This window comes from Nocardioides salarius, assembly GCF_016907435.1.
GTDB lineage: Bacteria > Actinomycetota > Actinomycetes > Propionibacteriales > Nocardioidaceae > Nocardioides > Nocardioides salarius.
Genome location: NZ_JAFBBZ010000001.1, coordinates 3,722,808 through 3,744,804, shown reverse-complemented (window position 1 = coordinate 3,744,804; position 21,997 = coordinate 3,722,808). Strand labels below are relative to the sequence as shown.

Annotated in this window: 26 protein-coding genes; 13 read left to right on the top strand and 13 right to left on the bottom strand. The window is 73.7% G+C overall.

The window, feature by feature from the left end:
• The 8 genes from JOE61_RS17980 to JOE61_RS17945 all read right to left on the bottom strand — a co-directional run bounded on the left by JOE61_RS17980 (window position 1) and on the right by JOE61_RS17945 (window position 6,872).
• On the bottom strand, window positions 1–1,197 hold the full coding sequence (locus JOE61_RS17980; protein WP_193667557.1) for a CpaE/TadZ family protein: 1,197 nt from the start codon (window positions 1,195–1,197) through the stop codon (window positions 1–3).
• Window positions 1,194–1,973: a Flp pilus assembly protein CpaB gene (gene cpaB / locus JOE61_RS17975; RefSeq protein WP_193667558.1), complete on the bottom strand. Its 780-nt coding sequence runs from the start codon at window positions 1,971–1,973 to the stop codon at window positions 1,194–1,196. Before cpaB ends, JOE61_RS17980 begins: the two co-directional genes overlap by 4 nt.
• 52 nt (window positions 1,974–2,025) lie before the next feature.
• On the bottom strand, window positions 2,026–3,669 hold the full coding sequence (locus tag JOE61_RS17970) for a TadE/TadG family type IV pilus assembly protein (protein WP_193667559.1): 1,644 nt from the start codon (window positions 3,667–3,669) through the stop codon (window positions 2,026–2,028).
• Window positions 3,666–4,085, bottom strand: a complete 420-nt coding sequence (locus JOE61_RS17965; protein ID WP_193667560.1) for a TadE family protein — start codon at window positions 4,083–4,085, stop codon at window positions 3,666–3,668. Before JOE61_RS17965 ends, JOE61_RS17970 begins: the two co-directional genes overlap by 4 nt.
• 178 nt (window positions 4,086–4,263) lie before the next feature.
• Window positions 4,264–4,578: a mycothiol system anti-sigma-R factor gene (gene rsrA / locus JOE61_RS17960; protein WP_193667561.1), complete on the bottom strand. Its 315-nt coding sequence runs from the start codon at window positions 4,576–4,578 to the stop codon at window positions 4,264–4,266.
• The gene (locus tag JOE61_RS17955) at window positions 4,575–5,258 is read right to left on the bottom strand and encodes a sigma-70 family RNA polymerase sigma factor (protein WP_227491277.1); all 684 of its coding nucleotides are present in this window, start codon (window positions 5,256–5,258) and stop codon (window positions 4,575–4,577) included. Before JOE61_RS17955 ends, rsrA begins: the two co-directional genes overlap by 4 nt.
• Window positions 5,259–5,358: 100 nt before the next feature.
• Complete coding sequence (locus JOE61_RS17950; RefSeq protein ID WP_193667562.1) at window positions 5,359–6,045, bottom strand: alpha/beta hydrolase family protein; 687 nt, start codon at window positions 6,043–6,045, stop codon at window positions 5,359–5,361.
• Window positions 6,042–6,872, bottom strand: a complete 831-nt coding sequence (locus JOE61_RS17945) for an SOS response-associated peptidase (protein ID WP_193667563.1) — start codon at window positions 6,870–6,872, stop codon at window positions 6,042–6,044. The genes JOE61_RS17950 and JOE61_RS17945 overlap by 4 nt, the downstream gene beginning before the upstream one ends.
• Before the next feature lie 73 nt (window positions 6,873–6,945).
• Between JOE61_RS17945 and JOE61_RS17940 the strand changes: the two genes are divergently transcribed.
• From JOE61_RS17940 to JOE61_RS17895, 10 genes are all read left to right on the top strand, one after another.
• Window positions 6,946–7,485, top strand: coding sequence for a DoxX family protein (locus tag JOE61_RS17940; protein ID WP_193667564.1), 540 nt, complete (start codon window positions 6,946–6,948; stop codon window positions 7,483–7,485).
• Window positions 7,486–7,522: 37 nt separating this feature from the next.
• On the top strand, window positions 7,523–8,863 hold the full coding sequence (gene aroA, locus JOE61_RS17935) for a 3-phosphoshikimate 1-carboxyvinyltransferase (protein ID WP_193667565.1): 1,341 nt from the start codon (window positions 7,523–7,525) through the stop codon (window positions 8,861–8,863).
• Window positions 8,864–8,870: 7 nt separating this feature from the next.
• On the top strand, window positions 8,871–9,890 hold the full coding sequence (gene rsgA, locus JOE61_RS17930; RefSeq protein WP_193667566.1) for a ribosome small subunit-dependent GTPase A: 1,020 nt from the start codon (window positions 8,871–8,873) through the stop codon (window positions 9,888–9,890).
• Window positions 9,891–9,899: 9 nt separating this feature from the next.
• A complete protein-coding gene (locus tag JOE61_RS17925; RefSeq protein ID WP_193667567.1) occupies window positions 9,900–10,796 on the top strand; it encodes an inositol monophosphatase family protein in 897 nt (298 codons plus the stop codon).
• 111 nt (window positions 10,797–10,907) lie between these two features.
• Entirely contained in the window at window positions 10,908–11,339 is a 432-nt protein-coding gene (locus JOE61_RS17920; RefSeq protein ID WP_193667568.1) for a CBS domain-containing protein, read from the top strand.
• A 47-nt stretch (window positions 11,340–11,386) separates the two neighbouring features.
• Entirely contained in the window at window positions 11,387–11,794 is a 408-nt protein-coding gene (locus tag JOE61_RS17915; protein ID WP_204797301.1) for an ArsR/SmtB family transcription factor, read from the top strand.
• Entirely contained in the window at window positions 11,791–12,879 is a 1,089-nt protein-coding gene (gene arsB / locus JOE61_RS17910; RefSeq protein ID WP_227491278.1) for an ACR3 family arsenite efflux transporter, read from the top strand. Before JOE61_RS17915 ends, arsB begins: the two co-directional genes overlap by 4 nt.
• Window positions 12,880–12,924: 45 nt before the next feature.
• Complete coding sequence (locus tag JOE61_RS17905) at window positions 12,925–13,818, top strand: DICT sensory domain-containing protein (RefSeq protein ID WP_193667569.1); 894 nt, start codon at window positions 12,925–12,927, stop codon at window positions 13,816–13,818.
• Window positions 13,815–15,110, top strand: coding sequence for an NAD(P)/FAD-dependent oxidoreductase (locus JOE61_RS17900; protein ID WP_193667570.1), 1,296 nt, complete (start codon window positions 13,815–13,817; stop codon window positions 15,108–15,110). Before JOE61_RS17905 ends, JOE61_RS17900 begins: the two co-directional genes overlap by 4 nt.
• A 10-nt stretch (window positions 15,111–15,120) precedes the next feature.
• Complete coding sequence (locus JOE61_RS17895) at window positions 15,121–15,546, top strand: hypothetical protein (RefSeq protein ID WP_227491279.1); 426 nt, start codon at window positions 15,121–15,123, stop codon at window positions 15,544–15,546.
• Between the two features lie 2 nt (window positions 15,547–15,548).
• Here the strand turns inward: JOE61_RS17895 and JOE61_RS17890 are convergent, their stop codons facing one another.
• Entirely contained in the window at window positions 15,549–16,001 is a 453-nt protein-coding gene (locus JOE61_RS17890; protein ID WP_193667571.1) for a MarR family winged helix-turn-helix transcriptional regulator, read from the bottom strand.
• Between the two features lie 97 nt (window positions 16,002–16,098).
• On the opposite strand from JOE61_RS17890, the gene JOE61_RS17885 reads away from it, so the two are divergent.
• Window positions 16,099–17,349, top strand: coding sequence for an MFS transporter (locus JOE61_RS17885; RefSeq protein WP_193667572.1), 1,251 nt, complete (start codon window positions 16,099–16,101; stop codon window positions 17,347–17,349).
• Here JOE61_RS17885 and lepB read toward each other — a convergent pair.
• Window positions 17,244–18,026: a signal peptidase I gene (gene lepB, locus JOE61_RS17880; protein ID WP_307823085.1), complete on the bottom strand. Its 783-nt coding sequence runs from the start codon at window positions 18,024–18,026 to the stop codon at window positions 17,244–17,246. The two genes, JOE61_RS17885 and lepB, sit on opposite strands and share 106 nt — an antisense overlap.
• Before the next feature lie 73 nt (window positions 18,027–18,099).
• Here lepB and JOE61_RS17875 point away from each other — a divergent pair, with 73 nt between their 5' ends.
• Together JOE61_RS17875 and JOE61_RS17870 are read left to right on the top strand one after the other, a co-directional pair.
• The gene (locus JOE61_RS17875; protein WP_193667573.1) at window positions 18,100–18,468 is read left to right on the top strand and encodes an FKBP-type peptidyl-prolyl cis-trans isomerase; all 369 of its coding nucleotides are present in this window, start codon (window positions 18,100–18,102) and stop codon (window positions 18,466–18,468) included.
• 26 nt (window positions 18,469–18,494) lie between these two features.
• On the top strand, window positions 18,495–19,658 hold the full coding sequence (locus tag JOE61_RS17870) for a lactate 2-monooxygenase (protein ID WP_193667574.1): 1,164 nt from the start codon (window positions 18,495–18,497) through the stop codon (window positions 19,656–19,658).
• A 10-nt stretch (window positions 19,659–19,668) separates the two neighbouring features.
• Here JOE61_RS17870 and JOE61_RS17865 read toward each other — a convergent pair whose 3' ends face one another.
• The 3 genes from JOE61_RS17865 to JOE61_RS17855 all read right to left on the bottom strand — a co-directional run bounded on the left by JOE61_RS17865 (window position 19,669) and on the right by JOE61_RS17855 (window position 21,992).
• Entirely contained in the window at window positions 19,669–19,929 is a 261-nt protein-coding gene (locus tag JOE61_RS17865) for an RNA-binding S4 domain-containing protein (RefSeq protein WP_193667575.1), read from the bottom strand.
• 35 nt (window positions 19,930–19,964) lie between these two features.
• Window positions 19,965–21,332, bottom strand: coding sequence for an HNH endonuclease (locus tag JOE61_RS17860; RefSeq protein ID WP_193667576.1), 1,368 nt, complete (start codon window positions 21,330–21,332; stop codon window positions 19,965–19,967).
• Window positions 21,333–21,692: 360 nt separating this feature from the next.
• Window positions 21,693–21,992 carry a hypothetical protein gene (locus JOE61_RS17855; protein WP_193667577.1) on the bottom strand — a complete coding sequence of 100 codons (300 nt, stop codon included), beginning with the start codon at window positions 21,990–21,992 and terminating at the stop codon, window positions 21,693–21,695.
• Window positions 21,993–21,997: the final 5 nt, after the last annotated feature.

The following is a 21,997-nucleotide window of genomic DNA, read 5'->3' as shown; positions in this document are numbered from 1 at the left end:
TCAGCCCACCTTCTTCGTGCGGCGCAGGCGCCGCGGAGCGACGCGGTGCGAGGTGGTCGGTGCGGCGGAGCCACGGCGCGCATCGGCCTCGGCGCCCGTCGCGGCGGCCAGGGAGCGCAGCGCCTTGGCGACCGCGTGGCCGGGGTGCGAGCGCACGATGGTCTCGGCGCGGTTGACGCAGGAGAGCACGGCCCGGTGGGCCGGCACGTCGACCAGCACCGGCAGGCCCAGGGTGGACTCGAACTCCGAGGCCGCCAGCCCGGCCCTGGAATCGGTGCGGTTCAGCACCAGCCGCCAGCGTTCGCGTGGCAGGTCGAGCAGGTCGAGGGTCCCGGTGGCCAGCTTGAGGCTCTTGAGGGAGGGGACGTCGGGCGTGCCGACGAGCAGCAGCAGGTCGCAGTGGTCGAGCGCCTGCAGCGCGGCGTCGTCGAACGTGCCGCCGGTGTCGACCACCACGACGTCGAACATCTCGGCCAGCGTGCCCAGCACGTCACCGATCGGCTCCACGGGTACCCGTTCACCGAGGTGGATCGGTGCGGCCAGCACCGACAGCCGCTCGGAGTGCTTCGTCAGCAGCGAGCCGACCCCGCTGGGGTCGATCTCGCCGTCGAGGCGGGCCAGGTCGGCCAACGTGTGGGCCGGGGTGAGCCCCAGCAGGATGGCCACGTCGCCGCAGGTGACGTCGAGGTCGACCAGGCACACGGTGCGGCCCTCGTCGGCGAGCGCGGCCGCCAGGTTGGTGGCCACCAGGCTCTTGCCGACCCCGCCCTTGACGGAGAAGAGGGTGACGACCAGGCCGGCCTCGTAGGCCCCCGGCGCGAGCGGCGCCTGCACCACACCGGCGCAGCGTCGGGCCAGCTCCCGGGCCCGTGCGACGGCCCCGACCAGCCCGTCGACGTCGGCGGCGTCGACCACGGCGCGGACGCCCGCACCGAGGGCCCGGGTCAGCACCGCGGTGTCGATGCCGTCGTGGACGAGCACCACGGCCAGCCACGGCCGCAGCAGCCGCTGCTGCTCGGCGAAGCCCGTGGCCTCGGACAGCGCGACCGAGGTCCCCAGCACCACGACCTGCTCGTGCGGGTGTGCGGCGAGGTGCCGGTCGAGCTCCTCGAGCGTGCCGAGTGCGGTGGCGGCGGCACCGAGCGCCTCGTGCCACAGGTCCACCAGGGCGGTGTCCTGCTCGACCAGGGCGGTCACGACGCGCTCCCGGCGAAGATCTCCGGCATGATGTCGCGTGCGGTGACGCCCCGGTTGCTGCTCACCTCGGACTTCTCGGTGCGCAGCGCGAAGGCGAGGTCGCCGTTGCGGGAGGCGTAGATGACCCGCTCGGCCTGCTCCTGGTCGACCGCGATGGTGAGGATGGTCCGGGGGATCTGCTCGGTCGTCTGCTCGCCCTCGTCGGTCGTGGTGGTCAGTGCCGCCATCGAGGTCGCCCCGACGCCGATCACCTCCACCTCGGGCAGCAGCAGCCGCGTGTAGGGGGCCAGCTTCTGGGTGGTGCCGTCGGCCTTGTAGACCTCCGGGTCCCCGGAGGCGAAGATCGCCACCCTCGACCCGGGGGCCACGAAGCCGGCGACCCTGGCCGGGTCGGTCAGCTCGACGCTGATGGCCAGCCGGTCCTCAGGGATCGTCAGGGTCTCTCCCGACCCAGGAGCCCCGAACTGCTGGCCGATGACCTGCTGGCCGGGGTAGGTCGCCGCCAGCGCCACCTCGTCCTCGATGGAGGCGGAGGAGGCCAGGGCGCCGTCGACGAGGTCGTCGCGCAGCACCTCGTCCTTCGCGAGCTTGCCGGCCGCCTGCGCGTCGGCCACGGACTCGCCGGCCTCGATGGTCTCCGTGGCGACGAGGACCTCGACCCGGTCCTGGCCAGCCGTCGCCCGGGTCTCGATGCCCTGGACGTAGAGGAGGACCATCGTGGCGCCGAGCGCGGCGATCAGGAAGGCGGTCCCGAACAGGATGCTTCGTCGTGCCATGAGAGTGTCCTTCGATCGTGGTGCGGGATGGGTGGGGTCGCTGGCTGCGTCGTCACTCGACGAGGACCAGGACCTTGGTGCCCGAGCCGGTGTAGTCGACCTCGTCGCCGACCGCCGGTGCCGTCGGAGGGAGCGCGTCCTGGCTGAACAGCACGACACGCACCTCCCGGATGCCGGACGGCTCGGTGACGAGGCCGTTGAGTGCGCTGATGGAGCCCGGCGCCGCCCGCGTGGCGGACAGGGCCTGGTCGGTGATGAAGCCGGGACGGAAGGCCACGATCGGCCAGGACTTCTTGCCGGTGGAGGGGTCGGTGTCGACGATGGGGATCCAGAAGAAGCGCGGCGAGGCGAAGATGTCGGCCGAGAGCGCGCCGGCACCCACCGCGTTGCCGGCGACGAGGTCGCTGAGGTGCGCGCCGCCCACGACGTAGCAGCTCAGCAGGTCGTCGTTGATGTGCCTGCCGAGCACCGTCGCCGAGGTGCGGCTGTCGTCGCCGCTGCGGCTGCAGCCGTTCGTCGAGGCCGCGTCGAGCCGCCCGGGCAGTGAGCCCTTGCCCGAGACCAGCCCGGCGTTGGTCGCCGAGATCTTCAGGCCCGGCTCGCTCGCCAGGCAGTTGGTGCCGTCGACCGGCGCGCTCTTCGACTCGACGCTGCCGGGCTTGCCGCTGCACTCGCCCGCCGGGCTGGGGTGGAGGGCCAGGGCCGGCTCGACACCCAGGATGATGTTGCGCTCCAGCACGTGCGACGTCGAGTCGGCGCGCGGCACGTCGATCGTGCCGAAGTTCCCCTCCAGCGAGGTGTCGCAGTAGAGCTTCTCCTCGCCGACGGTGAACCGCTGGGCCTCGTGCGGCTCCGACCACTTCCCCGCCTCGAGCACCCGGACGTACCAGACGTCGGGCACGTCGAGCACGGCCGAGGGCACCTGCAGCGTGATCGTGTCGGGTTTGCCGTTGGTGATGCCCAGCGCCGTCACCACGTGGTGGTACGGCGGGCCGCCGGCGCCGGTGAACCCGACCCCGTCGGCCTTGTCGAGGAACTTGCCGGACAGCGTCACCGCCATCGACGAGGTTCCCTCGGGCGCCGAGGTCGGGGTGGTGGTGAACTCGGCCTTGTTGTGGGAGCCCGAGTCGGGGTCGAGCGCCGGGACCGGGGCCGTGGTGGCGCTGGGCCCGCTGTCGTCGCGGATCGTCTGGGCTCCGTAGTCACAGCCCTGCACCCCGAAGTACGGCAGCACGGCGCCGGCGGCGGGAGACCTCACCTGGGCCGCGGCCCGCGCCGCGACGTCGAAGCTGTCGTCGTCGGACAGCACGCGCCCCAGGCCGAGCGGCACCTCCGAGCGGGGAGCCCACAGCTCCACCTTCCAGTCACCCGGGCACCGGATGAAGCCGTCCTGGTCACCGGGGCCGCCGCCCAGGTCGATGGGGTACTGGCCGGGCACGGCGTTGCCGGCGCGGGTCAGGTAGTCCTCGGCGGCGCTGACGACCTCGGCGTTGCAGCCGGCCTCCTGGTCGAGCTCGGCGACGGCGGCCATCACGGCGATGTCGACGTCGGTCTGGAGCAGCGACTTCTTGGCGTAGGCCTGGCCGAGGTCCACCGCGAGCGCGCCGACCCCCAGCAGGACCACGGCGAGCACGGCGAAGAGGATCGCGACGGCGCCGCGGTCGTCGCGCGCCGCCCCGGCCCGGCGGGCGCTCATGACCCGCACCCGCCCGCCGGCACGTTCTCGATCCGCGAGGTCGCCGACTTGTCGATGGCGGCGTCGAAGAACGGGAAGAACCCGAGGTCGTAGCTCTCGAAGGTGACCTGGACCGTGATCTCGTCACCGACGCCTGCGCCGGCGGCCCTGGTCGCGGTCACCGTCGCGCCGGTGCCGGTCGGGACGCCTTCCAGGGCCTTGGCCCCGGCGGCCTGGACCGCGGCCGTGTCGCAGGGGTCGACCGCGCCGACCCGGGCCGCCTCGCGGGCGGCGTGGCCGGCTGCCTGCCAGGACCAGAACCAGAAGCCGAACTGGAGGATCCCGAAGACCAGCGTGAACAGCACGAGCGCGACCAGGCCGAACTCGACTGCTGCCGCTCCCCTGTCCGAGGCACGTGCCGCACGACGTGACGCCATCAGATCCCCTTTGCACCGGTGTCCAGGTGCGTGACGCTAGGGGGCCGAGCAGAGAGCCAAAGTAAAGTCAAGGGGGTAGTGCCCCATATTGGCGACGCCAAGGTAAAAGGCGTCTAGCCCATTTGGGGCACGTTCCTCAGCGCTCGCGCGCGGCGGGTCAGTGCTCGCGCGCGGCGGGTCAGCGCTCGGTGATCTCCACCTGCACCTGACGCATGCGCATCATCACGCGCTCGCGCAGCTCGGCGGGAGCCGCCTCCGAGCAGGAGCGGGCGACGATCTGCTTGACGGTGCGCTGCAGGTCGTACTTCGCCAGGCACGGGTTGCAGGAGTCGAGGTGCAGACGCACGGCGTCGCAGTCGGAGGCGTCGAGCTCGTTGTCGAGGAAGTAGACGATGCGCTCGAGGAAGTCGACGCACTCCTCGGCCGACACCTCGTCGGGGTGCTCGTGGTCGTGGGGCCGGTCCTCGTGGGACGGGGTCTCGTTGCTGGTCATGACACCTCCCCCGGCACCGTCGAGGCGGGCAGCAGGTCGTTGCGGCGCACGTGGTCGGAGAGCATGTCGCGCAGCTGGCGACGGCCGCGGTGCAGCCGCGACATCACCGTGCCGATGGGGGTGTCCATGATCTCGGCGATCTCCTTGTAGGCGAAGCCCTCCACGTCGGCGAGGTAGACCGCGAGGCGGAACTCCTCGGGCAGGCGCTGGAGGGCGTCCTTGACCTGCGAGTCGGGCAGGTGCTCGAGCGCCTCGGTCTCGGCGGACTTCAGCCCCGAGGAGGTGTGCGACTCGGCACGGTGCAGCTGCCAGTCCTCCACGTCCTCACCCATCGACTGCTGCGGCTGGCGCTGCTTCTTGCGATAGGTGTTGATGAAGGTGTTGGTCAGGATCCGGTACAGCCAGGCCTTCAGGTTCGTGCCGGGCTTGAACTGGTGGAAGGAGGAGTAGGCCTTCGCGAAGGTCTCCTGCACCAGGTCCTCGGCGTCGGCGGGGTTGCGGGTCATCCGCATCGCCGCCGAGTAGAGCTGGTCGAGGAAGGGCAGGGCGTCGCGCTCGAAGCGCGAGGAGCGCTCGGCGTCGGTCTCCGTGTCGCGGTCGACGACCTCGGGGGTCGTCGAGGCGTCGTCAGGGGTCAGGTCCGCGGGCGCGGGGGCCGGGGACTCGGTGGTGTCGCTCATCGAGTCCCAGCCTAGCCGCGGTGCGGTCGGTTCCAGCAGGGCCATCACGCTGGGGGAACCAGCGAGGCCGCCCGGATGTTCCCGGCACCCGGGAGACGCCTCAGGAGCGGGAGCCGGGGCTGCTGCCGACCACGTCGCGCACCAGCCACTCCAGGGTCGTCTCGACGAGCACCGCGAGCGCCTCCTCCTGCGTCAGGTCGCCACGCTTGAGCACCGCGAAGCCGTGGTCGGCGCCGGGCACGACCGAGAGCACCACGTCGGCGGGCAGCTCGTCGGGGAACTCCTCGGGGCGGCCCATCGTGTCGCGCTCGCCCTGCACGACCAGCGTGGGTACGCCGCACCCGGTGAGCTCGTCGAGCCGCGAGCGCTCGGGCCTGCCCGGCGGGTGCAGCGGGAAGGCCAGCGCCAGGCAGCCGACCGCGCCGAGGTCGCGCGCGCACCGGGTCGCCGAGCGGGCCCCGGCGGAGCGGCCGCCGACCACGAGCGGCGTACCCGTCGGGTGCAGCGACGCCAGCGCCGCGGCCGCCGCCCGCAGTCCGTCGTCGAGGGTGGGCGGCGGCGAGGCGACCTTGCGCCCGGCGACGCGCCACGGCTGCTCGAAGCGCGCCACGGTGATGCCGTTGGGCGGCAGCGCGGCGGTGAGGGCCTCGAGGTCGCGGGTGTCGATGCCGACCCCGGCCCCGTGGCTGAGCAGCAGGCGGCAGCCCTCGTCGGCGGCCGGGGTGACGACCAGGCGGCCGGGGCCGTGGGGGGTCTCGACGGTGCAGGTGGGCTCGTCGCCGCTCATGGCGTCCCTCCGGACGGCGCGGCCACGAGGTCGTCGGCGAGCTCGTCGGCGACCCCGTCGGGCAGGTCGTCGAGCGGCAGCGGCGTGACCAGCTCGGGACCGTTGTTGCGCACGTTGCTGACCAGCGGTGCGACCGGGTAGGCCTCGAGCCGCCCCGGGGCGGCGGGGCTGAGCAGCGCCGAGAGGTCGGCGGCGCCCGGGGCCCTGGTCGGGTCGAGCCACTGCGCCCACCGCTCGCGCTCGACCATCATCGGCATCCGGTCGTGGATGCGACCCAGCGCGTCCTCGGCCTCGGTGGTGATCACGGTGCAGGTCCAGCGGAACCGCTCGGGGTCGTCGTCGTCGCGGGTGGGGTCGCGCCAGATCTCGTAGAGGCCCGCCATCGCGAGCACCCCGCCGTCGGCGGGCCGGATGAAGAACGGCTGCTTGCGCGGCCGGCCGGCCGCGGTGGTCTGCGAGGTGGGGTACCACTCGTAGTAGCCGTCGGCGGGCAGCAGGCAGCGGCGCCGGGCGAAGGCCCGCTTGAAGGCCGGCTTCTCGGCCACGGTCTCGCTGCGCGCGTTGATCATCCGGTTGCCGATCGAGGGGTCCTTGGCCCAGGAGGGCACCAGTCCCCAGCGCAGCACGCGCAGCTGGCGCTCCGGCTCGGGGTCGGCACCGTCGGTCCCGTCGGCACCGCGAGGGGGTCGCTGCACGACGGCGTAGACCTCCTTGGTGGGCGCGACGTTGTAGTCGGGCTCCAGCGGGGCCGCGATGCGCGGCTGGTCGATCTCGAACTCCTCGATGAGGTCCTCGGGCCGACGGCTCGAGGCGTACCTGCCGCACATGGCCTCCACCCTAGTCGCGCCCTCACCCCGGGAGGCGACCTCAGCGCCGGGCGGTTCGTGTAGACAGGGGCGCATGTCCTTGAGCCGCATGTTCGCCCGTCCCCTGATCGCCGCCGGGATCCTCTACGGCGCCCAGAACGCCCTGCGCCACACCGACGACCTGGCCCCCAAGGCCGCGGCGGTGACCGACAAGGTGGTCCCGGCCGCCAAGAAGGCCGTGCCGCAGGCCCGCGTCATCCCCGACGACCCGGCCACGCTGGTGCGCATCAACGCCGGCGTGCAGATCGCGGCCAGCCTCGCGCTGGCGACCGGGCGCGCGCCGCGCCTCTCGGCGGGGCTGCTGACCGCCTCGCTGGTGCCGACCACGATCGCCGGGCACGCCTTCTGGGCCGAGTCCGACCCCGACGCCAAGCGGACCCAGCAGATGGCCTTCTTCAAGAACCTCTCCATCATCGGCGGCCTGCTGATCACCTCCGGCGACACCGACGGGCGCCCCGGGGTGGCCTGGCGTGCCCGGCGGGCCGGCAAGGACGCGCGCCGCGAGGCCACGCACCTGGCGAGCGCGGCGAAGCACGAGGCGCGGCTGGCCCGCGCCAAGTCCCCGATCGGCTGAGCACCGGGACCCGAGCCGGGGTCGGTAGTCTGCGCGGGTGCCCGACGCTGCTGCCGACCCCCGCTCCGCCCCCTCCGAGCACTGGCCCGCGCCACGGTCGAGGGGGCCGGTCACGGCGACCGTCTCGCTGCCCGGCAGCAAGTCGCTGACCAACCGGGCGCTGGTGCTGGCCGCCCTGGCCGACGGCCCGAGCGTCGTACGCCGGGCGCTGCGCTCGCGCGACACGACGCTGATGGCGCGCTCGCTGAGCGCGATGGGCGCCCACGTCGACACCGCCGCCGAGGACTGGCAGGTCACCCCCGGGGCGCTGCGCGGCCCCGCCCACGTCGACTGCGGCCTGGCCGGCACCGTGATGCGCTTCGTGCCGCCGGTCGCCGCCCTGGCCGAGGGTGAGGTCTCCTTCGACGGCGACCCCCACATGCGCAACCGCCCTGTCGGCGAGGTCCTCACCGCCCTGCGCGGCCTGGGCGTCGAGGTCGACGACGCCGGACGCGGCGCCCTGCCGTTCACGGTGCGCGGGCACGGGTCGGTGCGCGGCGGCACGGTCGTGCTCGACGCCTCGGCCTCCTCGCAGTTCGTCTCGGCGCTGCTGCTGGCCGGGGCCCGCTACGACCGCGGCGTCGACGTGCGCCACGACGGCAAGCCGGTGCCCTCGCAGCCGCACATCGACATGACCACCGCGATGCTGCGCAGGCACGGCGTCGAGGTCGACGACTCCTCGCCCAACCGCTGGTCGGTGGCCCCCGGCCCGGTGCGCGCCGTCGACCACCTCATCGAGCCCGACCTCTCCAACGCGGCGCCGTTCCTCGCGCTGGCCGCGACCACCGGCGGCACCGTGACGGTGCGCGACTGGCCCGCCAGCACCACCCAGGCCGGTGACGCGCTGCGCGAGATCCTGTCGCTCATGGGCTGCGAGGTCGCGATGGTCGACGTGCCCGACGCGACGTCGGGGCGCGGCCTGCGGGTCACCGGTCCCGACCGGCTGCAGGGCATCGACCACGACCTGCACGACGTGGGCGAGCTGGCGCCGGCGGTGACCGCGCTGTGCGCGCTGGCCGAGGGCCCCAGCCACCTGCGCGGCATCGCGCACATCCGGCACCACGAGACCGACCGGATCGCCGCGCTGGCCACCGAGCTGGGGGCCCTGGGCGCCGACGTGGTCGAGCACCCCGACGGGCTGAGCCTGCGCCCCGCGCCGCTGCACGGCGGGCTCTTCCACACCTACGCCGACCACCGGATGGCGCACGCCGCGGTGATCGTCGGCGCGGGCGTCGACGGCGTCCTGGTCGAGGACGTCGCCACCACCGGCAAGACCTTCCCCGACTTCGCCGGCTTCTGGTCCCGGCTGCTGGGCCCGGCCGCGGACGAGCGGGGCTGAGGCGGCGGTGAGCCCGGTGCGCGGTCGCTACTCGACCCACGACCAGGAGCACTACGAGCGACCGCGCCGGCGCACCCGCCCCCGCACCAAGGAGCGACCCACCTACGACGACGCCCTCGACGGCCTGGTCGTCACCGTCGACCGCGGGCGCTACACGCTGCTGGTCGAGGAGCGCACCGTCACCGCGATGAAGGCCCGCCCGCTGGGGCGCAAGGCCGTCGTGGTCGGCGACCGGGTGCGCGTGGTGGGCGACACGACCGGCGACGACGGCTCCCTGGCCCGCATCGTCGAGGTGCACGAGCGCAGCACGGTCCTGCGGCGCACCGCCGACGACGACGACCCGGTCGAGCGGGTGATCGTCTCCAACGCCACCCAGCTGGTCGTGGTCACCGCGCTGGCCGACCCCGAGCCGCGCCCGCGGCTGCTCGACCGCGCCCTCGTGGCGGCGTACGACGCCCGGATGGCGCCGCTGCTGTGCATGACCAAGTCGGACCTCGCCGACCCCGAGGTGCTGCTGTCCACCTACCGCTCGTTGGGGGTGCCCTGGGTGGTGACCCGGCGCGGCGGCGACCTCGACGAGCTGCGCGAGCGGCTGGCCGGGCAGGTCAGCGTGATGGTCGGGCACAGCGGCGTGGGCAAGTCGACCCTGGTCAACGCCCTGGTGCCCGACGCGCACCGCGAGGTCGGCCACGTCAACGCGGTCACCGGCCGCGGCCGGCACACCTCGACCTCGGCGTACATGCTGCGGCTGCCCCCGCTCCCGGGACGCTCCGAGGCCGAGGCGGGCTGGATCGTCGACACGCCCGGCATCCGCTCCTTCGGCCTGGCCCACGTCGAGCCCGAGCACCTCATCGAGGCCTTCCCCGACCTCGACGAGATGACCGAGGGCTGCCCGCGCGGCTGCACCCACGGCGAGGACGAGCCCGAGTGCGGGCTCGACGAGGCGGTCACCGCCGGCGAGGCCGACCCCGACCGGGTGACGTCCTTCCGGCGGCTGCTGGCCGCCCGCTCGGCCTCCGACCACTAGCCTGTGCCCGTGCCCTCCGACGCGACCCCTGCGCACGACTACACCGACGACCTGCGCCTGGCCCACCTGCTGGCCGACGACGCCGACTCGCTGAGCACCGCGCGCTTCAAGGCGCTCGACCTGCACGTGATGAGCAAGCCCGACCTCACGCCGGTCACCGACGCCGACCAGGCGGTCGAGGAGGCGATCCGGCGCACCCTGTCGCGGGTGCGCTCGCGCGACGCCGTGACCGGGGAGGAGCAGGGCACCACCGGCAACAGCCAGCGCCGCTGGATCGTCGACCCGATCGACGGCACCAAGAACTTCGTGCGCGGCGTCCCGGTGTGGGCGACCCTGATCTCGCTGGTCGTCGAGGACGAGGTGGTGCTCGGCGTCGTCTCCGCGCCGCAGCTGCAGCGGCGCTGGTGGGCCTCGTCCGGCAACGGCGCGTGGACCGGCCGCTCGCTGCTCAAGGCAACCCGCATGCAGGTCTCCGACGTGCGCCGCCTCGAGGACGCCTCGCTGTCCTACTCCTCGCTGTCGGGCTGGGACGAGCGCGGGCGCCTCGACGACATGGTCGGGCTGATGCGCCGCTGCTGGCGCACCCGCGCCTACGGCGACTTCTGGTCCTACATGCTGGTGGCCGAGGGCGCTGTCGACATCGCCGCCGAGCCCGAGCTCGAGGTCTACGACATGGCGGCCCTCGACGTGATCGTGCGCGAGGCCGGGGGCCGCTTCACCAGCCTCGACGGCACCGACGGCCCGTTCGGCGGCAACGCCCTGGCCACCAACTCCCACCTGCACGAGGCGGCACTGACCTTCCTCGGCTCGCTGCCCGACGACCACGACGGCGGCGAGGACCCCGACTGGCCGCGCAGCGGCCCGGGCTCGGTCTCCCCGCTGCGGGGGCGCCGCGGCAGCGAGTAGCGCCGCCCCGTCCACGACCTGGGCGGGTCCCGTGCGTGAGCGCGCTCACACTTGTACCGTCGAGGTAGCGGCCGCCGACGTCGGCGACCCCGGTCACGGAGGTGCAGGCACATGAGGATCGCGGACCTGTTGAGCGACAAGCACGGCGAGGGCGTCGTGACCATCTCCCCGGAGGCCGGCGTGCGCGAGCTCGTGGCGCTGCTCGCCGAGCACAACATCGGCGCTGTCGTCGTCAGCTCCGACGGCAGCGCGATCGAGGGCATCGTCAGCGAGCGCGACGTCGTGCGCCGCCTGGCCCAGGACGGCACGGTCGTCAACAACACCGTCGGCGCGATCATGACGCCGGTGGTCGAGTGCGCCGAGCCCGACACCGACCTCGACGCGGTGATGCAGCTGATGACGCAGCGCCGCATCCGGCACGTGCCGGTGCGCCAGGCCGGCGCCCTGGTGGGCATCGTGAGCATCGGCGACGTGGTCAAGCACAAGATCGACCAGCTCACCTTCGAGCGCGACCAGCTCGACTCCTACGTGCACCAGGCCTGACCGGCCCCGTTCACCCGCAAGACATCGACGCATGTCACTATTGATGCATGTCGATGTCCGGATGCGCCCCTGACGACCCCCTGGCCGGCTGCACCCCGCTGGCCCGCGAGCCGCTGAGCGCGGAGCAGGCAGCCGCCATCGCGCCGATGCTCAAGGCCGTGGCCGACCCGGTGCGGCTGCGCCTGCTCTCGCTGGTGCTCTCGCACCAGGACGGCGAGGCGTGCGTCTGCGACCTGCAGCCGGCCTTCGACCTCTCCCAGCCCACCATCAGCCACCACCTCAAGGTGCTGCACGAAGCCGGCCTGCTGCACCGCGAGAAGCGGGGCGTGTGGGTCTACTACCGGGTGCGGCCCGAGGCGATGCAGGCGTTCCTGACGCTCTTCGCCGCCGTTCCCGACCCGCTCTCCGGCGCGGCGAGCACCACCACGACGACCACCGCAGGAGCACCGGCATGAGCACGACGCAGCAGTCCCCCGACACCGCGGTCGTGGCCCGGCTCTCGACCCTCGACCGGTTCCTGCCGGTGTGGATCCTGGTGGCCATGGCCGCGGGGCTGCTGCTGGGGCGCAGCGTCTCGGGGCTCGACGAGGCGCTGGCCCGGGTCGAGGTCGCCTCGGTCTCGCTGCCGATCGCGATCGGCCTGCTGGTGATGATGTACCCGGTGCTGGCCAAGGTGCGCTACGACGAGCTGGGCCACGTCACCGCCGACCGACGCCTGCTGGTGGCCTCGATCGTGCTCAACTGGCTCGTCGGGCCGGCGCTGATGTTCGCGCTGGCCTGGCTGCTGCTCCCCGACCTCCCGGAGTACCGCACCGGCCTGATCATCGTCGGCCTCGCGCGCTGCATCGCGATGGTGCTGATCTGGAACGACCTGGCCTGCGGCGACCGCGAGGCCGCGGCGATCCTGGTGGCCATCAACTCGGTCTTCCAGATCGTCGCCTTCGCGGGCCTGGGCTGGTTCTACCTCGACGTGCTGCCCGGCTGGCTGGGCCTCGGCGACGAGGGCGTCGGCGGTGCCGACGGGGGCCTCGACGTCTCGGTCTGGTCGATCGCGGTCTCGGTGCTGATCTTCCTCGGCATCCCCCTGCTGGCCGGCTTCCTGACCCGCACGCTGGGCGAGCGGGCCAAGGGCCGCGAGTGGTACGAGGCCCGGCTGCTGCCGGTCATCGGCCCGTGGGCGCTCTACGGCCTGCTCTTCACCATCGTGGTGCTCTTCGCCCTCCAGGGCGACACGATCACCAGCCAGCCGCTCGACGTGGCCCGCATCGCGCTGCCGCTGCTGGCCTACTTCGCCCTGATGTGGGCGGGCTCCTTCGCCTTCGCGATGGCGCTGGGGATGACCTACGAGCGCACCACCACCCTCGCCTTCACCGCGGCCGGCAACAACTTCGAGCTGGCCATCGCAGTGGCGATCGGCGTCTTCGGCGTGACGTCGGGCCAGGCCCTGGCGGGCGTCGTGGGACCCCTGATCGAGGTGCCGGTGCTGGTGGCGCTGGTCTACGTGTCGCTGTGGGCACGCAAGCGGTTCTTCACCACCTGACCTCCACAGTTTCCTCAACAGCCTGTTGAGTATTAGGCTCACGCCATGACGCAGCCGACCGCCGCCCACGACGCCCGCCTGTCGATCGGCGACCTCGCCGACCAGACCGGCGTCTCCCCCGCCACGCTGCGCATGTGGGAGCAGCGCCACGGCTTCCCGGTGCCGCAGCGTCTCGAGAGCGGGCACCGGCGCTACCTCGGGACCGACGTCGACGCCGTGCGCCGCGTGCTCGAGAGCCGCGACGCCGGCACCCGCCTCGACGTGGCCATCGAGCAGGCGGTGCGCGCGCTGCAGGCCGAGGCCGAGCCGCGCACCCCCTCGGTGTGGGCCGAGCTGCGCCGACGGCACCCGCAGCTCGACACCCACCGGCTGACCAAGTCGACGCTGCTGGCGCTGTCGTGGGCGATCGAGGACGAGTTCGCCGCCCGCGCCGACCGCGCCCACCTCTTCGGGCTGTTCCAGGTGCAGCGCAACTTCGAGCGCGCCGAGCAGCGCTGGGACGAGCTGGCGCGGGTGGCCGCCTCGACGTACGTCTTCGCGGACTTCGACGACGTGTCCGACCGCTCCACCAGCGACACGCGCCGCCCGGTGCGGGTGCCGCTGGCGGCCGACGCGCCGATGCGGCGGGAGTGGGCGGTGGTCGTCGACAGCGTCGACCTGCCCATCGCGCTGACGGCCTGGGAGGTGCCCGGCCAGGACGACGTCGCCAACCGCGACAAGGTCTTCGAGTCGGCCTGGACGGTCGAGCCGCGCGCGGTGCGCGACGCGGCGCGCGTGTGCGCCCGTGTGGCCGCCGACGCCGGCGCGCCCGGGGCCGCGGCCACGCTCTACCACCTCGCCGACGAGCCCGGCCCGGGCATGGCCGACCTGCGCTCGGTGACCACCCTGTTCAACCGGGTCGTCGCCTACGTCGACCGCGCGCCGCGCTCGCACGCGTGAGCGGTCCGGCCGTCGGCGCCGTCGACGTCGCGGTCGTGGGCGCCGGGCTGGCCGGCCTGCAGTGCGCCCGCGAGCTCGTCGGGGCGGGTCTCGACGTGGCGGTGCTCGAGGCCGCGGAGGCGGTCGGCGGCCGGGTGCGCTCCGAGCGGGTCGACGGGTTCACCGTCGACCGTGGCTTCCAGCTGCTCAACCCCGCCTACCCCGCGGTGCGGCGCTGGGTCGACACCACGGCGCTGGGCCTGCAACCGCTGCCCGCGGGGGTCGCCGCGCGTCTCGACCGCGGCACAGTGCGGGTCGCCGACCCCCGCCGCGAGCCACGGCTGCTGCCGGCGACGCTGCGCGGTGCGCTGCCGCTGCTGCACGGCGCTCCGGCCGCGGCCCGGTGGGGCCGCCCGCTGCTGACCCGCGACCACCGCGGGCTGGTGCGGCGGGCCGCCGCCACCCGGGCCGACCGGTCGCTGCACGCCGCCCTCGACGCCCACGGGGTGCGCGGCGACCTGCGCCGGGTGCTCGACGCGTTCCTGGCCGGGGTGGTGCTCGACGACAGCGGCGAGACCTCCGACCACTTCGCGCTGCTGCTGACCCGCGCCTTCCTCGACGGCACGCCCTCGCTGCCGCGCGAGGGCATGCAGGCGCTGCCCGACCAGCTGGCCCGCGGGCTCGGTGCGCGGCTGCGGCTGGGCAGGGGCGTCCACTCCCTGCACCACGACGACGACGGGGCGAGGCTGGAGACCGACGACGGGCCGCTGCGGGCCCGGGTCGTGGTGGTGGCCACCTCGGGGCCGGCCGCCTCCCTCCTCGTCGGCGAGGCCGCGTTGCCGACCCCTCGCACCCGCGGCGTGGTCACCCACTGGTGGACGCTGCCGCCCGGCCTGGTCGAGCCCGGGCCGGGCCTGCTGCACGTCGACGCCCGCAGCCGTCCGAGCGGCCCGCTGGTCAACACCGCCGTGGTCTCGGCCGCGGCGCCGTCGTACGCCCCGGCGGGCCGGCACCTGGTGCAGGCCTCGGCCCTGTGGCGCCAGGATGGGCCGGCACCCGACGAGACGACGATGCGGCGCCACGCCGCCGAGCTGCTGGGGGCCGGCGGGTCGGGCTGGGAGACGGTGGCGCGCCACGAGGTGCGCGACGCCCTGCCCGCGCAGCCCGTTCCTCTGGCGCACCGCCAGGAGCAGGTGCTCGGCCCCTCGCTGGTGGTCTGCGGCGACCACCGCGACACGGCCTCGCTGCAGGGTGCGCTGGTCAGCGGCCACCGCGCCGCCGCTGCGGCGCGACGGCTGGTCGGCGCCCGGTGAGGCGTTCCCGTTGAGCGCGGCGAGCGCGCCCGAGGTGGTGCTGGCCCTGGTGGCGAGCGCACACCTGGGCTTCCAGGCCACGGTCACCGTGCTGGTCTACCCGGCGCTGGCCGGGCTGGCCGACGAGCCGTCGTGGGCCCGGGCGCACGAGTCGCACAGCCGCCGCATCACACCGCTCGTCGCGGTGCTCTACCCCGCGCTCGTGCTGAGCGGGGCGTGGCTGGTCGCCGACGGTCCGGGGGCCGCGGGGTGGACGGCCCTGGTGGGGGTGACGGTGGCGATCGGTGCGACCGCCGTGTCGGCCGCACCCACGCACGGACGGCTGGGCCGTGACGGCCCCACCCCCGCGCTCGTACGCCGCCTGCTGCTGGCCGACCGGGTCCGCCTGGCCGGTGCCGTGGTGGCCGCCGTGGGGGCGGTCGCCGTCGCGCTCTGACCTCAGGCGCGGGCCGGCGACAGGTCGGGCAGGCTCTCGAGCAGACCGGACAGCTCGGGTGTCGCGGCGGCCTCGCCCAGCGCGTCGACGAGCGCCGCGTCGTGCACCGGCCTGGCGTCGGCCAGCACAGCCCGTCCCTCGGCGGTCAGCTCGGTGTAGATGCCGCGCCGGTCGTCCTGGCACAGGATGCGCGTGAGCAGACCCCGGCCCTCCAACCGGTTGACCAGGCGGGTGGCCGCGCTCGGCGAGAGTGCCGCCGCGCGGGCCAGCTGTGCCATCCGCATGTGCCAGCCGTCCTGGCGCGAGAGGGCGTCGAGGACGGTGTACTCGACCACCGAGAGCCCGGTGCGGGTCGACAGCTCGCGCTCGAGGGCCGACTCGATGACCGCGTGCAGCGCGGCCAACCTGCGCCAGCCGCTGGCGCGGACCTCGACGGCGTCGTCCTGGATGCCCATGCGCCCAGACTACCAGCGTTTGGCTATTGCCCGCGTGTGCAACTAGTTTAGTTGCACACGCGCTTTATTGATGAGTGCACCAATGAAAGGAGTGGACGTGCCACTCGCTCTCCTCGCCCTCGCCGCCGGCGGCTTCGGCATCGGGCTCACCGAGTTCGTGATCGCCGGGCTGCTGCCCGAGGTCGCCACCGACCTCGCCGTCGACGAGGCCACCGCCGGGTGGCTGATCTCCGGCTACGCCCTCAGCGTCGCCGTGGGCGCGATCCTGGTCACCGCCGCCGTCTCCCGGTGGCCCCGCAAGCAGGTGCTGCTGGGACTCATGGTCCTCTTCGTGGCCGGCAACCTGATCTGCGCCGTCGCGCCGACGTACGACGTGATGCTGGCGGGGCGGGTCGTGGCCGCGCTGTGCCACGGCGCGTTCTTCGGCATCGGGTCGGTGGTGGCGGCGGGCCTCGTGGCCCCCGAGCGCAAGGCCGCCGCGATCGCCACCATGTTCGCCGGCCTCACCGCCGCCAACGTCCTGGGAGTGCCCCTCGGCACCCTGCTGGGCCAGCAGCTGGGCTGGCGCTCGACCTTCTGGGCCATCACCGTCATCGGCGTCGTGGCGATGGTGGCGATCGCCTCGCTGGTGCCCGCGACCTCCCCCGACGAGGAGCCCGCGTTGCCGCTGCGCCACGAGCTCGGCGCGTTCCGCAGCCGCCAGGTCTGGCTCTCGCTGGGGGTGACCGTCCTCGGCTACGGCGGCATGTTCGGCGCCTTCACCTACATCGCCTACACCCTCACCGGGGTCAGCGGCTTCTCGAGCGGCGCCGTGCCCTGGCTGCTGGTCCTCTTCGGAGCCGGCCTCGTGGTCGGCAACACCGTGGGGGGCAGGGCCGCCGACCGCTCGGTCGCGCGCACCCTGGTGGTGGCGATGAGCCTGCTCGTGGTCGTGATGGCGGTCTTCTCGGTGGGCGCCTCCTCGAAGCCGCTCACCCTCGTTGCGCTGGTGCTGATGGGGGCGCTGGGGTTCGCGACCGTGCCGGCCCTGCAGATGCGCGTGATGCAGCACGCCGGCGACGCACCGACCATGGCCTCCGCCGCCAACATCGCCGCCTTCAACGTCGGCAACGGCTTCGGGGCCTGGATCGGCGGGGTCACCATCACCGCTGGTCTCGGCTACGCCTCACCGCTGTGGGCCGGCGCCCTGGTGACGACGGCGGGACTGCTGGTGCTGCTCGTGGCCGAGGCGCAGGTGCGCCGTCAGTCGAGCGCGTCGAAGGCGTCGGGCTTGTCGAGCAGCGAGAACCTGCTGGCGGGCCAGACCCGGGCGAACACCTTGCCGACCACGAGGTCGGTGGCCACGTAGGCGTCGGTGGCGTCGCAGCTGCCTGCCTCGGCGTCGGCGTCGGCCTCGGCCCCCTCCTCCCGGCGGCGGTCGCGCTCCTCGGAGACGTCGCAGCGCAGGTGGAAGCTGGAGTCGGCGGAGTCGTCGCGGTGGTCGCCCATCACGAAGACCGAGCCCTCCGGCACCGGGCCGGCCGACCACTCGCACGAGGCGATCATCGGGCCGTCGCAGTCGCGGTCGTTGCGGGTGAAGACGCTGGAGTCGAGCGGCTCCCCGTTGACCAGCAGCCGGCCCTGGTCGTCGCAGCAGGTGATGGTGTCGCCGGCGACGCCGATGACGCGCTTCACCAGGTGGCCGCCGGCGGGGTAGAGCCCGATCCGGCTCAGCGTGCTGGCCACGGCACCGGTGGGACCGGCCGACTCGGCGGGGCTCAACCAGCTGCCGGGGTCCTCGAAGACGACGACGTCGCCGCGCTGCGGCTCACCGGTCCAGTAGGAGACCTTCTGCACCAGGATGCGGTCGTTGACCTCCAGGCCGGGCTCCATCGACCCCGAGGGGATGTAGAAGGCCTGCACCAGGAAGGTCTTGACCACCAGCGCGAGCACGACCGCCAGCCCCATCAGCAGCAGCGACTCCTGCCACAACGGCATCGAGTGGCGCTTGCCTGCCCTGTCGGCGGCTGACGCTTCGTCCGGCACGTGCCCTCCTTCACTGCGCCGGCACCCCACCGGTCGCGGCAGACCCTACCCGCCGGGCACTAGGGTCTGACCCATGGACAAGCCTGAGATCGACTTCCCCGACTTCGACCCGCCCGCCGACCTCGTGGTCACCGACGTCACCGTCGGCGACGGCGCCGAGGCCTCCTCCGGCCAGACCGTGTCGGTGCACTACGTGGGCGTGGCCCACTCCACCGGCGAGGAGTTCGACGCGTCGTACAACCGCGGCACCCCGCTGCAGTTCCGCCTCGGCATCGGCCAGGTCATCAGCGGCTGGGACCAGGGCGTGCAGGGCATGAAGGTCGGCGGCCGCCGCAAGCTCGTGATCCCGCCGCACCTGGGCTACGGCGACCGCGGCGCCGGCGGGGTCATCAAGCCCGGCGAGACGCTGATCTTCGTCGTCGACCTGCTCGGCGTCTCCTGAGCACCGGCTGAGCACCCCTCGAGCACATGGGCCACTTCGGAGACCACCAGATCTCGATCTACGTCGACGGGATGATCGGCGGCACCACGCCGGCGATCACCACCGACCTGGCATCGCTGGAGACCGCTGCGGCCCAGGTGCTCGACCCCGCCCCGCTCGGCTACATCGTGCCGAGCGCGGGCGGGGGCTCGACGGCGCGCGCCAACGTCGCCGCCTTCGAGCGCTGGCGGATCGTGCCGCGGATGCTGCGCGACCACGCCACACGCGAGCTGTCCACCGAGGTGCTCGGCACCGCGATGGCCGCCCCGGTGCTGCTGGGGCCGGTGGGGGTGCAGACCCTCGCCCACCCCGACGGCGAGCTGGCCAGCGCCCGCGCGGCGACCGCGATGGGGCTGCCGTTCGTGCAGTCCACGCAGGCCGACCACTCGATCGAGCAGGTCGCCGAGGCCTCCGGCGACGGCGCCCGGTGGTACCAGCTCTACTGGCCCTCCGACCCCGAGCTCTGCGAGAGCTTCCTGGCGCGGGCCCAGGCCTCCGGCTACACCCACCTCGTCGTCACCCTCGACACCACGATGCTGGGCTGGCGCCCCCAGGACCTCGACCGCGGCTACCTGCCGTTCCTGGCCAACCAGGGCATCGCCTCCTACACCACCGACCCGGTCTTCAACGCCCGCCTCGAGAAGCCGGCCGACGAGGACCCGGTCGGCGCCGGCATCGCGTTCGCCGGCGTCTTCCCCAACCCCGGCCTGAGCTGGGACCAGCTGCCGTGGCTGCGCGAGCGCTGGCCCGGCCCGATCGTGCTCAAGGGCGTCCAGCACGTCGACGACGCGCGGCTGGCCCGCGACCACGGCGTCGAGGGCATCGTGGTCTCCAACCACGGCGGCCGCCAGGTCGACGGTGCGGTGGCCTCGCTCGACGTGCTGCCCGGCATCGCCGAGGCCGTCGGGGACGACCTGTGCGTGCTCTTCGACTCGGGCGTGCGCTCGGGCCCCGACGTGTTCAAGGCCCTGGCGCTGGGCGCCGAGGCGGTGCTGCTGGGCCGGCCCTACCTCTACGGCCTGGCCCTGGGCGGGCAACCTGGTGTCGAGCACGTGCTGCGCTGCCTGCTGGCCGAGCTCGACCTGACGCTGGGCAACGCCGGCTACGCCAGCCACCGCGACCTGGGCCCGGAGGCACTGGTGGGGGGCTGAGTCCCGGCCGCTACCAGGGCAGCCCGTCGTCGTACGTCGCCTCGTCGGCGACGCGCGCCGCCTGCGGTCCGATCCGCACCACGTCACCCATCGTGAGCTGGCGACCGCGGCGGGTCTCGACCTCGCCGTTGACCAGCACCTCGCCGGAGGCGACGACCTCCTTGGCCTGCGAGCCCGACTCGATCAGGTTGGCCAGCTTGAGGAACTGGCCCAGCCGGATGACGGACTCCTCGCGGACGGGGACGTCGAAGGGCTCCACTGGTTCAGGCACTCCCCCAGTCAACCACTCGCGCGACGGCGCGCGCCTCAGGCCGCCTGGAAGTCGTCGGCGAGGACGACCTGGAGGTGGTGGCGGTAGAGGTGGACCACGGGGCCCAGCCCCTGGGATTGCCGGGGTTGCTGGGGTGGCTGGGGCGGTGGGTCGCCGGGTGGCAGGGCGGGTGCCCTGGAGCGGACCTGGTGGCCGGTGGGGGTCGTCGTGGTCACGAGGCCGTCGTGGACGGTGGCGGTGAAGCCGGGTGCTTCCTTGGCCTGGTTGCAGGCCTCGCACAGGCCCTGCCCGTTGGGGGCGCCGGTGGGGCCGCCGGCGTGGTCGGGGACGACGTGGTCATGGTGGCGGATGGGGGCGTCGCACCACGGGGTGCGGCACGACCGGTCGCGCAGGTCGATGAACAGTCCCAGCGCGGCGGGGAAGGTGCGGGAGCGGGAGTCCATCGCGACCAGGGCACCGGTGCTGGTGGTGTAGAGCCGCCGCAGCGTTGCCTGTGCCTGCTCGAGGGCGGTGGCGACCAGGTCGCGTGCGTACCCGGCCGGCACCGGGCCGTACCCGGCGATCCAGCCCGGGGCGTGACCGCCGCCGAACAGGGTCGCGTCCGAGACGGTCAGGTTGACCGCCACCGGCACCGACGCGGGGGCCGGGCCAGGAACTGGCGCCGGCTCGGCGGACTCTGAGCTGGTGGCGGCCGGGGTGGTCAGGGAGGCGACGAGGGCGTCGGCCATCACCTGGCCGCGGCCGCGCTCGTCACCAGCGGCACGGGCCTGGTCGGCGGTCCGGGTCAGCGCGGCGTAGACCGAGACTCCCTGGGCGACCGGGAGCAGCGCGGTCAACCAGGTCATCGTGTCGGGGGCGGGCCGCAGCGAGACGTGCCGCTCGCCCTCGGCCTTGCGCGAGCGCTTCAGGGCGGCGTGCGGGTCGAGCTCGTAGGCCCGGGCCCGCGCCGCGGCGACCAACCGCTGGTCGCCCCAGCCGTCGGTGGTGGCGGGGTCGGCCATCAGCTCCGCGTCGACCCGGCGGCGGTCCGCCAGGGACAGGCAGGCGGTCTCACGCGCGACGAGGGTGGCGCGCCACTCGGTGCACCACCCGGCCCGCATCGCGGCCAGGGTGTGCGGCAGCTCGGCCACCAGGATCTTCGCCAGCCCGAGGTGGCGGGCGCCCCGGTTCGGCGACTCGCGCCGGGCCAGGGCGACCTGCGAGGCCACACCGGCGCCCTGCTTCTCCGCGCGCACACCGGCGGCGGCGTGGCGGCGGCGTACGACCTCGTCGAGTCGCGCCGTCAGCTCGACCTGCAGCGCGTCGAGCCGGCACTTCTCCTCCTCGGCCGCGCGCAGCGCCTCGACCAGCTCGACCTCGGAGAGGTCGGCCGGGTCGAGACCGGGTGCGGGAGCGACTGCCATGACTACACTTTACTCGAACAGGTGTTCGAGCGCAAGGGTTCGAAAGGACCAGTTCGGAGCCGTCAGGGCCGCCCACGCCCTTCCTGGCCGCGCCGCCCACACTCCTCGACCCGCTACCCCACCTCGGAGGCCCGTCGGCTCAACGGCAGCTCCGCGAGCAGCACCCGGCCGTCGGAGAGCGGTCGCAAGGGGTCAGCGGTGACCTGGCAACCACTCGTCGCCCGCACCCGGTTGCTGGCCCACCGCTGGCCTGGCCGGGTCGAGCCCATCGGTGCGTTGGCAACCGAACCCACAGTCGGAACGGTTGCTGATGCACCGCCCGCCAGTGGCAGCCCTCCCCCACGCCCGCGCCCCACCTCGTCAGCCGGGTTCGGTGAAGCTGACCGGCTTGCCCGCGGCTCGGGCGTAGTCGATCTCCCGTCGCGTCGACTCACCGACGTACCCGCCGGGATTGACGACGAGCACGCGGTCGGCGAGGTCGATCTTGCGCAGGTGGAGGGCGTCGAGGACGGCCTTCTGCTCCGACGTCGGCGACTCGTCCGCCTCGCTGGGGGCCACCACGATGACTCCGGCGAAGGTGAGCTCGCGGTTCGCCTCGCGCATCTGGGTCATGAACCTCGCCGATCCGCAGATGCAGACGATCTCAGGACGGCCGATCACGAGGC